Source organism: Bacillus sp. EKM420B, from assembly GCF_011065565.1.
In the GTDB taxonomy this organism is placed as follows: domain Bacteria; phylum Bacillota; class Bacilli; order Bacillales; family Bacillaceae; genus Bacillus; species Bacillus velezensis.
In genome coordinates this window covers 301112-313991 of the sequence record NZ_JAAMNX010000004.1, presented here as the reverse complement: position 1 = coordinate 313991, position 12880 = coordinate 301112, and the positions used below count along the sequence as shown (strand labels likewise).

Annotated in this window: 13 protein-coding genes and 1 riboswitch; of the genes, 5 read left to right on the top strand and 8 right to left on the bottom strand. The window is 45.7% G+C overall.

What is annotated here, in order from left to right:
• The first annotated feature begins 64 nt into the window (after positions 1 to 64).
• Positions 65 to 967 (top strand): LysR family transcriptional regulator, encoded by a 903-nt coding sequence (locus G9F48_RS14750; RefSeq protein ID WP_003153836.1) that lies wholly within the window; start codon positions 65 to 67, stop codon positions 965 to 967.
• Positions 968 to 1027: 60 nt separating this feature from the next.
• Here G9F48_RS14750 and proB read toward each other — a convergent pair whose 3' ends face one another.
• The 4 genes from proB to G9F48_RS14730 form a co-directional block, all read right to left on the bottom strand.
• A complete protein-coding gene (proB, locus tag G9F48_RS14745) occupies positions 1028 to 2146 on the bottom strand; it encodes a glutamate 5-kinase (RefSeq protein WP_014305177.1) in 1119 nt (372 codons plus the stop codon).
• A gap of 24 nt (positions 2147 to 2170) precedes the next feature.
• Entirely contained in the window at positions 2171 to 3019 is an 849-nt protein-coding gene (gene proC, locus G9F48_RS14740) for a pyrroline-5-carboxylate reductase (protein WP_156734919.1), read from the bottom strand.
• A gap of 176 nt (positions 3020 to 3195) precedes the next feature.
• Positions 3196 to 3564, bottom strand: a complete 369-nt coding sequence (rtp, locus tag G9F48_RS14735; protein ID WP_003153833.1) for a replication termination protein — start codon at positions 3562 to 3564, stop codon at positions 3196 to 3198.
• Between the two features lie 290 nt (positions 3565 to 3854).
• On the bottom strand, positions 3855 to 4571 hold the full coding sequence (locus tag G9F48_RS14730) for a 3-ketoacyl-ACP reductase (protein WP_015417604.1): 717 nt from the start codon (positions 4569 to 4571) through the stop codon (positions 3855 to 3857).
• A 129-nt stretch (positions 4572 to 4700) separates the two neighbouring features.
• Between G9F48_RS14730 and G9F48_RS14725 the strand changes: the two genes are divergently transcribed.
• Together G9F48_RS14725 and G9F48_RS14720 are read left to right on the top strand one after the other, a co-directional pair.
• A complete protein-coding gene (locus tag G9F48_RS14725) occupies positions 4701 to 5006 on the top strand; it encodes a DUF948 domain-containing protein (protein ID WP_003153826.1) in 306 nt (101 codons plus the stop codon).
• 65 nt (positions 5007 to 5071) lie between these two features.
• Complete coding sequence (locus G9F48_RS14720; RefSeq protein ID WP_165409689.1) at positions 5072 to 5833, top strand: hypothetical protein; 762 nt, start codon at positions 5072 to 5074, stop codon at positions 5831 to 5833.
• A gap of 31 nt (positions 5834 to 5864) precedes the next feature.
• Here G9F48_RS14720 and G9F48_RS14715 read toward each other — a convergent pair whose 3' ends face one another.
• The 3 genes from G9F48_RS14715 to G9F48_RS14705 are packed head-to-tail and all read right to left on the bottom strand — an operon-like array spanning position 5865 to position 9635.
• Positions 5865 to 7112: an RbtT/DalT/CsbX family MFS transporter gene (locus tag G9F48_RS14715; protein ID WP_165409688.1), complete on the bottom strand. Its 1248-nt coding sequence runs from the start codon at positions 7110 to 7112 to the stop codon at positions 5865 to 5867.
• A 47-nt stretch (positions 7113 to 7159) separates the two neighbouring features.
• Positions 7160 to 8626 (bottom strand): FGGY-family carbohydrate kinase, encoded by a 1467-nt coding sequence (locus tag G9F48_RS14710; RefSeq protein WP_077722439.1) that lies wholly within the window; start codon positions 8624 to 8626, stop codon positions 7160 to 7162.
• Positions 8619 to 9635, bottom strand: coding sequence for a 2-hydroxyacid dehydrogenase (locus G9F48_RS14705; protein WP_165409687.1), 1017 nt, complete (start codon positions 9633 to 9635; stop codon positions 8619 to 8621). Before G9F48_RS14705 ends, G9F48_RS14710 begins: the two co-directional genes overlap by 8 nt.
• A 121-nt stretch (positions 9636 to 9756) precedes the next feature.
• A riboswitch (SAM riboswitch) is annotated at positions 9757 to 9849 on the bottom strand.
• A gap of 146 nt (positions 9850 to 9995) precedes the next feature.
• Between G9F48_RS14705 and G9F48_RS14700 the strand changes: the two genes are divergently transcribed.
• Both G9F48_RS14700 and G9F48_RS14695 read left to right on the top strand, forming a co-directional pair.
• The gene (locus G9F48_RS14700) at positions 9996 to 12059 is read left to right on the top strand and encodes a molybdopterin oxidoreductase family protein (RefSeq protein WP_165409686.1); all 2064 of its coding nucleotides are present in this window, start codon (positions 9996 to 9998) and stop codon (positions 12057 to 12059) included.
• A 133-nt stretch (positions 12060 to 12192) separates the two neighbouring features.
• Positions 12193 to 12420, top strand: a complete 228-nt coding sequence (locus G9F48_RS14695) for a hypothetical protein (RefSeq protein ID WP_165409685.1) — start codon at positions 12193 to 12195, stop codon at positions 12418 to 12420.
• Between the two features lie 44 nt (positions 12421 to 12464).
• Here the strand turns inward: G9F48_RS14695 and G9F48_RS14690 are convergent, their stop codons facing one another.
• Entirely contained in the window at positions 12465 to 12689 is a 225-nt protein-coding gene (locus G9F48_RS14690; RefSeq protein ID WP_031379048.1) for a hypothetical protein, read from the bottom strand.
• Positions 12690 to 12880 lie beyond the last annotated feature (191 nt).

Here is a 12880-nt window from a genome sequence, read left to right as displayed (position 1 = left end):
AATATAAACAATATATAATTTAGATCAAATACATCTCAAAATGAGATAGATGGGTGTGAACGCAATGGAATTACGCCAGCTTCGGTATTTTATGGAGGTAGCAGAACGGGAACATGTGTCAGAAGCGGCTGATCATCTGCATGTCGCACAATCCGCTATCAGCCGGCAGATTGCAAATCTTGAAGAAGAGCTGAAAGTCACTTTATTTGAACGGGAAGGCAGAAATATTAAATTAACGCCGATCGGCAAACAATTTTTAGAACATGTTAAAACCGCGATGAAAGCAATTGATTATGCGAAGGAACAAATTGATGAATATCTTGATCCGAATCGCGGAACCGTCAAAATAGGATTTCCGACGAGCCTTGCAAGCCAGCTTTTGCCGACTGTGATTTCGGCATTTAAAGAGGAATACCCGAACGTTGAGTTTTTGCTCCGCCAAGGATCTTATAAGTTTTTAATTGAAGCCGTAAGAAACAGAGATATAGATGCGGCGCTGCTCGGCCCCGTTCCGACGGAATTCCCCGACATAACAGGCAATATCTTATTCACGGAAAAGATTTACGCGCTTGTACCGCTGCACCACCCGCTTGCCAAACAGAAAAATATTCATTTAATTGATCTTCGCGGCGACCAATTTGTTTTATTTCCTGAAGGATTTATTCTCCGCAATATGGCGATTGACGCTTGCAGACAGGCCGGCTTTGCGCCGCTTGTATCGACGGAAGGCGAGGATTTAGATGCCATTAAAGGATTAGTCTCCGCGGGGATGGGAGTTACTTTATTACCCGAGAGCACCTTTGCAGAAACCACACCCCGGTTCACGGTCAAAATTCCGATTGAATTTCCTCAAGTGAAGCGCACCGTAGGCATTATTAAACCAAAAGGAAGAGAGCTGGCTCCGTCTGCAAATGATTTCTACCATTTTGTCATTCAATTTTTCTCCAAACTTGAACAATATCAATAAAAAACAAACCCGAGCTTCAAAACGAAGCCTCGGGCTTTTTCATATTTTTATAGATCTTTCTCAGCCGATCGGAATGGATAGTTCAACGTGGCAGACAAACGCTTCCGGATCAATGACTGATTGATCGGTCTGTTTGTGCGGCGTTTCTTTAAATGTCTTCAGCTGGGCTGAGGAATAGTTGACGATGCCGAGTCCGAGCTCTTCTCCCTGCTGATCAAGCAGCCTGACAACCGCTCCGCTGCTGAATCTGCCCTTAATCTGTTCGATATCCTGCGGTGACAGCGCCATATTTCCGTTCGCGACATCGCGGCTGCTTTTCTTTTCCATCACAATTTCGCCTTCGGGGCCGGAATTAAATGCAAGCCATTGTTCTTTGTGGTTTAACGGCAGGGTTCCTTCGGCTTCAAAATAAGTTCCTTCAGCCGCCTCATCTACCGCTTGAAGCAGAATGTCCGGAATGTTAGCCTGCCCGAGAAAGCCTTTAATACCGGAGGCCATCACAATTTTAAAAGCATCCAGTTTCGAACGCATTCCGCCGGTTCCCATTTCACTCCCGGCATCTCCCGCGCTTGCTTCTATTTCCGGAGTGATGTCACTTACATGTCTGATTCTTTTCGCTTTCGGGTTGCTGCGCGGATTATCATCATATAAACCGTCAATGTCTGATAAAATCACAAGCATGTCGGCATCAATTAAACCTGCCACCTTCGCTGCGAGTGTATCGTTATCTCCGAATTTCAGCCGGTTGACTGTGACCGTGTCATTTTCATTAATAATCGGAATAATGCCTCGTTCCAAAAGGACGTTCATCGTATTGCGCACATTATGGTAGCGGTATTCATCGGAAAAGTCGCTTCTTGTAATTAATATTTGTGATGCGACATAACCGTGCGCTAAAAACAGCTTTGAATAAGCCTCCATTAATAATCCCTGCCCGATGGAAGCAGAAGCCTGTTTTTCAGGGAGGCCTTCCGGTTTCTGAATAAATCCGAGCTTCCGATAACCTGCCGCCACTGCGCCGGAAGATATTAAAATCACTTCATAGCCGCTGTCTTTCAGCTGTGCGATTTGATCCACCAATGCTTCCAGCTTTCTTCTGCTGATTTCCCCGTGCAGGCTCGTCAGTGAGCTGCTTCCGATTTTCACCGCGACTCTTTTGATCTTCGTCCGAGACGTCACTGTATCACTCCTGTTTCTTAACGATTATAGTGCTGCCGTTTTTTCAATTGTTTTGCTGATCTCAATAGAACGTTCGGTCGCATGTTTAATGGCTTTGGCAATGGCTTCTCCGCCGCCTTCTGACCTGAGCGCATCGAGGCCGGCTTCCGTCGTGCCGTTTGGAGAGGTGATGTTTTTCCGAAGCACATCCGGTTTTTCACCCGTTTCCATCAGCATTTTAGCAGCGCCCAATAACGTTTGCGCGCCGATTTTGCGGGACAGCCGTTTGTCTAAGCCGGCTTCTTCACCTGCTTTTTCAATAAACTCCATTAAATAATAGAAGTACGCCGGTCCGCTGCCTGCGATGCCGGTGAAAATGTCCATCTGATCTTCCTTGATCACGTACACTTCCCCGAGGCATTCCAAAAGGGATACCGCGGTTTTTGCTGAACCGTAAGAGACATGGTCTCCGAAAGCCGCAGCTGTTGCCGATTCGCCGATCATGCTGGATGTGTTCGGCATCACTCTTACAACTGGCTGACGGTCATGTAATGATTGTTGTATAAATGAGGTTGTTATGCCTGCCAGAACAGACAGGATGATTTGATGAGGTTGAATACGCCGTTTCAGCGTAGCAAGAGCGATTTCAGCGTCCTTCGGTTTCATGGCTAAAATAAAGACATCAATGTCTTCGGTTTTCATGCTGTCAAAAGCAATGCCTTGAATTCCGTATTGATGTTCCAATTCAGCGAGTCGCTCTGTATTGCGGCGGTTTGTCACGCAGATGTTTTGGTTGGGAATTTTTTTTGCGCGGACCATGCCTGATATCATTCCTTCAGCCATTGATCCTGCTCCGATAAAAGCAACTTTCTTTTGATCTAAGATCGGTAACATCTCCCTTGTTCGTATTTTGTTCGTATTTTTCACACGTTTTTTATGTTACCACTTCAGGAGTCGATGTCAAGTTTGAAGGTTTTATTGATATGTATTGTTCCGAGCCTGTTATTATGTATAATGAATCACAGAACAAACCTTTAGAGCCCGGGAGGCCGGGTGCGTTCCGGCCGGATTTAAAAATTATCTGAAATGGCTTTTTCTATCAGCTTTTTGCAGCGGTCAAGCTCTGTCTTAAGCTGTTTTTTGTAAAGCTTCGCAGCTTCATAGTCTTTAAATTGATAGAGAACGACTTCCTGGAGTTTGGCTCCCTCTTTTTTCACTTTTACTTGCTTTAAAATCCCGTCATCCAAAAGTTCATGAAGTGAACGGTACACCTCGGTATGATTCGGCTTAAAACCGATGGGTTTAAATTCCGAACGCAGCACCTCGAGAAGCTTCAGCCCGTAAAGCCGTTCCTGCTCTGTCATTGTAATCATGTAAAGCTTTAAAAAGGCTCTTTGTTTCACTAAAAAACCGGTTGAACTTCTTTTTTCTTCTTTCAATATGTGCACATCCTTCCTTCTAACAAATTATTCCATGTACTAAATATTCTCTTTATATCCCGTTTTCCCTTGTATTGTTCGGACAGTTTGGTTTGTATTGATTTGTTTTTTGGATGCGGGGAAAAATAATCTCATTGAACATTTGGTACATAGTTTATTTAGTTTAATTATAGCTGATATCGGTTTCTTTTTCACTCTTTTTTCTGCAAAAACGGATCTTTATGCCTATTTAATCGGGTTGCGAAATCAAAAAAAGAAAAGACCCGCCACAAAGACAGGTCCCCTTTTGTTTAAGGATTAGTTGACCACAAACCGGCAGTTTTGATGAAAATGCGCGGATGTAATTTCAATTGAGCAACCATATATTCTGCAAGATCCTCAGGCTGCATGACTTTTTCCGGATTGCCGTCTGTCAGATTTAATTCAATAGACATGTCGCTTGCAACCGTACTCGGAGTCATTGCGCTGACACGGATATTGTGTTTTCTGACTTCCTGCATGAGAGATTCGGTCAGACCGAGAACGGCAAATTTAGAAGCGCTGTACGCACTTGTCGCCGCGGCGCCTCTTTGGCCCGCCGTAGAAGAAATATTAATGATATCTCCTGATTTTCTCTCAATCATTTCAGGAAGAACGGCGCGTGTCACGTGGTATACACCCATTACATTAACTTGAATGATGTCTTCCCACTCTTCAGGCGTAAGATCCAAAAATCCGCCGAATTTGCTGATTCCGGCATTGTTAATCAGGATGTCAACCTCACCGAGTTCTTCTTTAATAGAGGAGACGGCTTGTTCAACCTCTTTTTGGTTTTTTACATCGGCAGCAGCGAATGATGCCTTTACACCAAGGGCTTTCACTTCTTCCGCAACCTTTTCGACATTTGCTTCTGTACGGCCGATTAAACCGATATTGACTCCTTCTTTTGCTAAAGCGATAGCGGCGGCGCGGCCGATTCCTCTGCCCGCACCCGTGATAAGAGCCGTTTTGTTTTGTAGGCTTTCCATGTCTTTCACCCTTTCTGAATGTCCTTATGTACGATTTCACATTATAAGCAGAAAAAAAACAATTAGCAAATAAAATGATTCAACACGATCCGTAAAGGGTATCAACTGAAAAAAAGGAGTGAAAAGCAGATGATCATCATTTTGTATATCAGTGCTGCCGTTGCGGCTGCCGCATTAATTTATGCAGCCGTATCCGCCGTGCATTTTAAAAGAAACACAGCGCCTGATATAAAGAAGATTAACGCCGCGACAGCGTCTATGCAGACGTCCGTTGAAGAAATCAAAACAGAAACCCGTTTGTTATCACAAAAGCAGAAAGAACTGCAGGAAGACTTTCTTACTAAAAAAACAGCCGTGCAAACGACGGCAGCCGAAGTTAAAGGAACGCCTCACGTGCTGAAAATGCTCTGGAACGCCGGTAAAAGCGGTTTATGAGCCTGCATGTCATCCGACGTTTTTGATGACACTAAGAGAAACTGGCGGATTCAAGGAGGCATAACATGATTTGCGATCGTGAGCGGCTTGCGCATTTTTTGCAGCAGCTTAAAGCATTATCATCTTCGGGAGGATTTACAAAATCGGATTTGCTGACTCCGGAGTTCCATTTAGCCAAGGACGGAGATCTGGATATGTATTATTCGCCTCATAATGAGTATATCAACCCACATGCTGCGGTTGTCATCTCCGGAATTACACCCGGTTTTTTTCAGATGCAGCGGGCTTACAAAGCAGCGGCACAGCTTTTAAAAAACGGCGAATCTCTTGAGGTGATAGCATATGAGACAAAAAAAGCGGCCGGACTTTCCGGTTCCATGAGGCAGCACATCATCGAAATGCTTAATGAATGCGGTCTGCCGGCCGCGCTTCACGTTGAGGATTCATCCCGGTTTTTTGATTCAAAACGGGAGCTGCTTCATACGACATCCGTTATCAAACACCCTGTTTTTTATAAACAGAAAAACTATACGGGACACCGGCCGGCCATCAGCAGATCAGCTCTTCTCAGCCGTTACGCGCTGACATGTTTTCCGGATGAAATAGAAATGATGAAAAAAGACATTCTGCTTATCCCTCTCGGTAAAGCAGCAGAATCGGCCTGCCGCATGCTGAAGAAGAACGGCAGAATGGGCCATGCGGTCATTCTGGAAGGCTTCCCGCATCCGTCCGGAGCAAACGGACATCGTTTCAAACAATTTCACGAAAACCAACAATCGTTACGTGAACAAATTCAGCGGTTTGCCGGGTTTCTTCAGAAGCTGTAAAAAAACGCCCCGAATTTTCGGGGCGCTGCTGTTAAGAAGCGTATTCAGGCAATGCTTTATTGTGTTTTGCCGTTTTCTCTTCAGGTATTTTGATTTGATTTGTCAAGATTGCACTTACGAAATAGAGCGCTGCGAAAATCCATACAACGCCTTGTGCGCCGACAAGCCCGATGAACGCCCAGGCAAGCGCGGGGCCGACAAATGCCGACAGGCCCGCAGCCAGATTTAACACAGACATGGCAGCACCTTTATTGCCGCCGGCCGCCGTCGGCACGATAGCCCCGATCGGAACGAACCCGGCGAGGAGCCCTCCCCATATAAAACCGACAATGCTGACGAACAGCAAATTCCCATGTGATACAACAGGAGCATAATATAATAAAAGAGTAAAAATGCCGCAGCCCACTCCTCCGAACCACATGACAGTCTTTTTCCAGCCGAAGGCATCGCCGACTGCGCCGAAGATTAAGTTAAAGACGATATTTCCGAGAAAGATCGTTCCCCAAATTTGAAGCCATACATTTGTAGAAATGCCGTGCTGCGCCATATGCATCGGGAGGAATACCGGAAATCCGTATGTTCCGATGCTGTTAATGATGCGAATGATCCCCCCAGAGAGCACGCGCGGATTTTCAGCAAGGATGGTGATTCCCTTCATTAATTCCTGCGCCTTTTCCCGCTTATCTGCCTTTTTCTTTTCAAAGCGGTCCCTATTTAAAATCAAAGCAAAAAACGCGCCGAGACATACCCAGAAAATTGAACTCCACAGCGTATTCAAATAGCCGAAGGATTTGATGGCCCAGCTTGAATACCAAGCACCGAATACAAACATCCCGCAGCAATATGCAATCCAGAACCAGCCGACCGCCGTACTGAGCCTGTTTTTCGGCGAACGGTAAATCACCCATGTCAAAAATGAATAGGCAAACAGCGGGTAACCCAGCCCTTTAATAAAATACGTGACATACATCACCGGCAAATTAAGATTCTCAAATCCGTATGCGATAAACGCGGCTGTTCCGATGACGTAAAACAACAGCCCCATAAACATCGTCCGCTTTGCGCCGAAGGCTTCGAGGCAGACCCCTGAAAACCACGACGCCACAGCAAGAGAAATACCGTAAACCGTAAACAAGGATGCTGATTGCTGTACCGTCAAGCCGTTTTCAACTAAAAACGGGCTGAGCCAGCCTTGTTCAAGGCCGTCCCCCATCATAAACAGCACGACCCCTAAAAATCCCCAGGCGAGCTGTTTTGGAATTCCTATTTTATTAAGCATTTTTGTTCCTCCTCAGCCATCTTTCATGTTGTCATCTCATCCCCAAGTCAGGCTTTCACCGCCGGTTGAAAATGAGTAAATAATTTTTGCGTATGTTTCCATTCTTCATATAGGAAGAGATCCGTCTGATCCGCTTCCGGCTCAATTATCTTTGTGCGGGTCGAAAGCTCTGCTTTCACACCGAGAGCTTCGTTGCAAATCATCACCGCTCCCATTGCGGATGCCTGGCTGAACCCCTCTCTCTTATAGATTTTCTTTTGAAGAAGGTTAGCAAGAAACTGCGTCAAAGCATCGCTTTGGAAACCGCCGCCGCACACCTTCACATAATCTTGTGAAAAGGAAGCCGCCTCTGTTAACGCCTCATAGTTCCATTTGATTGAAAAAGCGATTTCCAGCAGTGCGGCTTTAACAAAATGGGCTCTGCTTAAGTTTTGGGACAGCGGAGCGTCAAATATAAATCCGCCTTTTGCCAGTGCGTTTTTCTCAGGCGATAAATAGGAGCCTAACGCAGATATACAAGCATGATCATGTTTCGGCAGACTTGCGATTTCCCGTTCCATGACGCTGTAGGATTCATTCGGATAAAAAATGGATTTTAATTTTTGATAATTGAGTCCTGTTACACCCGGATTCGTTTCAAGAAGCCATTGACCTTCTTCTGTATGGCAATTCAGCCATGCATTCTCCAAACTTTCGGTTCCGGTCTCCGCTGTTATCTTTGTAATCGGCGTCGTTGTGCCGGATACGATGACGATATCTCCCGGCTTTGCATCTGCACTTTTGATGGCAAGCTGTGTGTCTCCCCCGCCTGCAATCACAGGCACTCTTTCAGAAAGACCGAGCACCGCCGCTTTCTTAAACGTTAACATTCCGACAACCGCCCCAGATCGGACGAGTGAAGGAAGAATGGCAGAAGACACACCGAAGATGTTGCATAATTTCTCTGACCACGCCTTTTTCCTTACGTCAAACAGCAGTGTTTCAGCAGCCTGTGACGGTTCATAGCTTAAAATTCCGCTCAGCTCAAATGTCACCCAGTCACTGATGCTTGTGATGCACTTCACTTCTTTCCATAAAGACGGCTGTCTGGCTTTTAATCCAACAAGTTTCATGGCGGAAAATAAAGCGCTCGGAAGACGTCCGGTTTGCTGATGCACTTCGTCTTCTGCCTCAATCCCGCCTTCCCATTCACGCCCTCTGTTATCAATGTTGGGCAGACCGAGAAATGCCTTTTTATCTTTATTGATCAAAACGATTCCCTGCCTCTGGCTTGTTGAGGTGATTCCGATTAATGTAATATGAGGGCTCTTGGCAATAGCCTTTCTTGCCATAGCGCTGATTTGCGTCCATAACCCTTCCGGTGAGAAATATCGTCCGTCCGGATAAAGCGGATCCGTCACATATTCGATGTCTTCCCTTTCAAGCGCGGTCACTTCGCCGCCGGCAGTAACGACCGCGACTCGCGCATTCCCAGTCCCGATGTCAAATACAAGGTAGCCTTTTTGTTCAGCCATTACAGCCTCCTCCTTCCGTTTCAAGTTCTCTTTTGTTATAAAGTTCACGTATTGTGCAGGTTTGATCTTGTTTCCATTTGAAAAGCGCTTCATTTAAAATCTTCACATGATGATCTTCCACTTCAAATGTTGCGCCCGCTAAATGGGGAGTCGCGAACACATTCGGCAAAGAGATCAATTCATAATCAGAAGATTCAGGCGGTTCATGATAAAACACGTCAAGGATCGCTCCCTTAATCCGCCGTTCTTTCAGCACCCGCAGCAGCTCTTCCCTGTCTGTAACCGCCGCTCTTGACGTATTGACAAAAACAGCTTCCTGTTTCATCAATTGAAAGTGCCGGGCGCCGATAAGGCCGATGGTTTCTTCTGTGCGCGGCAAGTGAACGGAAACAATATCACTTTCAGAAAATACCCGTTCAATCGTCGTTTTTTCATACTCCCGGTTTTCATGACGGACAAATGGATCATAGTAAAGCACCTTGCAATCAAAAGCGGCCAATAGCCGGGCGATTCTCTGTCCGACAGCGCCGAAACCGATAAGGCCGACTGTTTTCCCCGTCAGCTCATTTCCCCTGAATTTGACGTAAGCCTGCAAATAATCACCATTCCACTTCCCGTCCTTCAGCCACTGATGGGAAGAATACGTATGACGCAAAAATGAAATCACATTTCCGATAAACATTTCAGCAACGGCCTGGGCATTGCGGGCCGGTGTAAAGAAAACGGGGATTTTTCTTTTAGTCGCCGCCGCAATATCCACATTAGACGGCATTCCTCTGCAGACACCGATAAAAGCGGAATCCGGCAATATGTCAATAACACGCTCAGACACCTCATCAAGTTCGGTAATAAGCCCCGACGCGTTTGTCTCTTGAATCATTCGGATTAATTCATCTTCCCGATAGGCCCGGCCATGCTTCTTCCACGGCCGGTGCACAGTCCGGCCGAACAGCTCAGTCAGCTCCTTCAGCCCCTCGTCGTGATATGGCGCGGTAATTAAAACCGTCATGGTGCAAAACATCCTTTTCACATAAATTTTTTCATAAAAAAATCTCTTTCCTCAAAGAAGGAAAGAGATTCATATACCGTCTTTATACGCTTGAAGCGCACAAATATGTATAGACCATTCTTTCCTATCTTTCAAGCATACGCTTGCTGGAATTGGCACAATAAATGTTGCCGAGGTTTCATAGGGCCAGTCCCTCCACCTCTCTGGATAGAAAATAAAATGATAAAATTGTCAGGTTGTTTAAAAGAATAAACTCATCATAGAAAAGTCTTTCCGTGATGTCAACACTTTTTTCTGAATTGACGTTCGATTTTGAAATGTTATAATGCTTACAATATAAACAAAGAGGAGAAATGGGCTATGAATTCTGCTGCAACACAGCCGAACGGGGTCTTTAAGTCGGTGTGCTCACTAGACTGTCCCGATCAATGCGGCTTGCTTGTGACAAAAAAAGACGGAAAAATCGTTAACATTCAGGGAGACCCCGATCACCCGGTCACATCAGGGAATATTTGCAACAAAGTCAGACACATGGCTGAGCGTATTTATGATGAGAAGCGCGTAACCGTTCCGTTAAAACGGATCGGTAAAAAAGGTGAAGCCGCGTTTGCGCCTATTTCCTGGGAGGAAGCAATCAATACGATCAGTTCGCGCTGGAAAGAGCTTATTGCCGAAGAAGGAGCGGAAAGCATTCTTCCGTACAGCTTTTACGGCAATATGGGAAAACTGGCGGCAGAGGGAATGGACCGCCGTTTTTTCCATCGTCTCGGAGCGAGTCATCTCGAACGGACGATCTGCAGCAAAGCCGGATCTGAAGGCTATAACTATACAATGGGTGAAGGAGCGGGTACTGATCCGGAGGAGACCATACATGCTAAGCTTTTTATTTTTTGGGGAATTAATGCCGTCAGCACGAATATGCACCAAATCATGATTGCTCAAAAAGCCCGGAAAAAAGGGGCTAAGATTGTCGTTATCGATGTACATAAGAACCAAACCGGCCGGCTTGCCGATTGGTTTATTCCCATTCGCCCCGGCACAGATGCCGCACTCGCCCTTGGTATCATGCATGTCTTATTCGACGAAAACCTTCACGATGAAGCATTTCTCACAGAATACACCGAAGGCAGTGAAGAATTAAAAGCGCATGTTAAACACTATGATCCGGAAACAGTTTCTGCTATTACAGGCGTTAAAGCCGACGATATCAGACGCCTTGCGAGAATGTACGGGGAAACCTCCCCTTCCCTTATCAGGATCGGAAACGGCATTCAGCACCATGACAATGGCGGAATGATCGTCCGCACCGTCTCCTGCCTTCCGGCTGTTACAGGACAGTGGCTCAACACCGGAGGAGGCGCAATCAAGCACAACAGCGCGGTATTAAACTATAACAGACAAGCGCTCCAGCGGCCTGATCTGCTTTACGGACGGAAGCCGCGATCATTTAATATGAACAGGCTCGGAAGCGTTCTTTTAGAAACAAAACCGCCCGTGCGCTCCCTGTTTATTTACGGTACGAATCCCGCAGTGGTTGCGCCGGAAGCGAATAAAGTCAGAAAAGGCCTGCTGCGGGAGGATTTATTTACAGTCGTTCACGATCTGTTTTTAACGGAAACCGCCAAATATGCGGATATCGTGCTCCCTGCTTCATCCGCTTTTGAAAACACGGATTTTTACACGTCTTACTGGCATCATTTTATTCAGCTGCAAAAACCGGTGATCGAACCCTACGGGGACAGCAAATCGAATACGGAAGTGTTCCGTCTGCTTGCCGGAGCAATGGGATTTACCGAGCAGGAGCTTCAGGATTCCGATGAAGAATTGATCAGACAGGCGCTGGACTTTCCCGACAATCCGTATATCGAGGATATTGATTACGAAGCGCTCTCACGCCATTCCTTCATGAAAGCCAAACGGAAAAAACCGCTTTTTCCGGGAAAACTCAAGACACCTAGCGGAAGAATTGAATTATATTCGGAAAAGATGAAACAGGACGGTTATCCGGCGCTGCCGACACACATCCCTCTTGAGAGCGATGACGATTTTCCGCTTTTATTTGTCCCGGGACCGAATCATAATTTTTTAAATTCAACATTTTCAAATAATAAAAAACACGTAAAATTAGAAAAAGCGCCAAAGCTTTTTATTCATACAGAGGATGCTGTACGCCGGAACATAGAAGACGGGGAAGCCGTTAGAGTTTGGAATCACCGCGGAGAGTGCGAATTGACAGTTTCGGTCGGTGAACAGGTGCTTCCCGGCGTTGCGGTGAGCCAAGGTCTTTGGGCCGATATGGATGATAAAAAACAGCTCGTCAATTCGCTCACGCCCGATCGGCTGGCGGATATGGGCGGAGGCGCTGTTTTCTTCTCCGGAAAGGTGCAGGTGGAAAAGCTCAGCAATCAAAACCGTCCGCAATAAACGCCCGGCGGTTTTGCTGAAGGCTGAATCCTTCGGCCGGCTTCACCGTATAAAAAATGTTAACGTTTATTGGAGGTTTGGATATATTACCGGCATCGGAATCGCTTTAGCCGGATATTTCATAGGAGACGGATTGAAAAACTTTAAATCACCTGATCCTCATGAACACACTGACCACATTCTCATTAAAGAAAAAGATTTACACTATTATATTGGTTATTATTTAGGAGTAACCAAGGAAGAAGCGAAACAAATCGTGCCTGACACCTCTGACATTCCGCATATCACGAGAAACGGAAAGCGGTATGTGCAGAAGACGGCATTAAGAGAATGGCTGACTTCCATGCTGGAAAAAGAATAACAGCTGCTATGAAAAGCGGGAAGAGTTTTTTCTCTTCCCGTTCATTAAGATTTGCCGCCCTGCCTCTCTTCAACCCCAAACATACGACAGATATCGTTCTTACGTAACGAAACATCCCCTTCTTTAGATTTCAAATAAAACCCTTTCTTATATAACCGTATGACTTCCTCATATGTAAGCTCATGACGAAGGAGCGCCATTAAACGCCCGTCTTTTTCATCTTGTTTATTGAACCATTCATACCGTTCTGACCAGTTCACTTTCTGCATGTCAAACACCTTCTCACTTTGAATTAAAGCCCTTTTCGCATTTATTATACTTATTTCCCCTTTTGTAAACACTCCGACTGCCTGTGACATTTTTGAAAACAGCCGTACCCGTCCCTATTAGTCACTATGTTGACTTATTTCCCTTTGCGATGTATATTGTAATTGTCAACATGGTGACAATTCGGATGGGA

Coding starts and splice junctions, on each gene's coding strand:
- G9F48_RS14690 (WP_031379048.1), bottom strand. CDS start 12,689: ATGCAGAAAGTGAACTGGTCAGAACGGTATGAATGGTTCAATAAACAA.
- G9F48_RS14710 (WP_077722439.1), bottom strand. CDS start 8,626: ATGGCTGAACAAAAAGGCTACCTTGTATTTGACATCGGGACTGGGAAT.
- G9F48_RS14720 (WP_165409689.1), top strand. CDS start 5,072: ATGATTTGCGATCGTGAGCGGCTTGCGCATTTTTTGCAGCAGCTTAAA.
- G9F48_RS14700 (WP_165409686.1), top strand. CDS start 9,996: ATGAATTCTGCTGCAACACAGCCGAACGGGGTCTTTAAGTCGGTGTGC.
- G9F48_RS14750 (WP_003153836.1), top strand. CDS start 65: ATGGAATTACGCCAGCTTCGGTATTTTATGGAGGTAGCAGAACGGGAA.
- G9F48_RS14730 (WP_015417604.1), bottom strand. CDS start 4,571: ATGGAAAGCCTACAAAACAAAACGGCTCTTATCACGGGTGCGGGCAGA.
- G9F48_RS14705 (WP_165409687.1), bottom strand. CDS start 9,635: ATGACGGTTTTAATTACCGCGCCATATCACGACGAGGGGCTGAAGGAG.
- proC (WP_156734919.1), bottom strand. CDS start 3,019: ATGTTACCGATCTTAGATCAAAAGAAAGTTGCTTTTATCGGAGCAGGA.
- G9F48_RS14725 (WP_003153826.1), top strand. CDS start 4,701: ATGATCATCATTTTGTATATCAGTGCTGCCGTTGCGGCTGCCGCATTA.
- G9F48_RS14715 (WP_165409688.1), bottom strand. CDS start 7,112: ATGCTTAATAAAATAGGAATTCCAAAACAGCTCGCCTGGGGATTTTTA.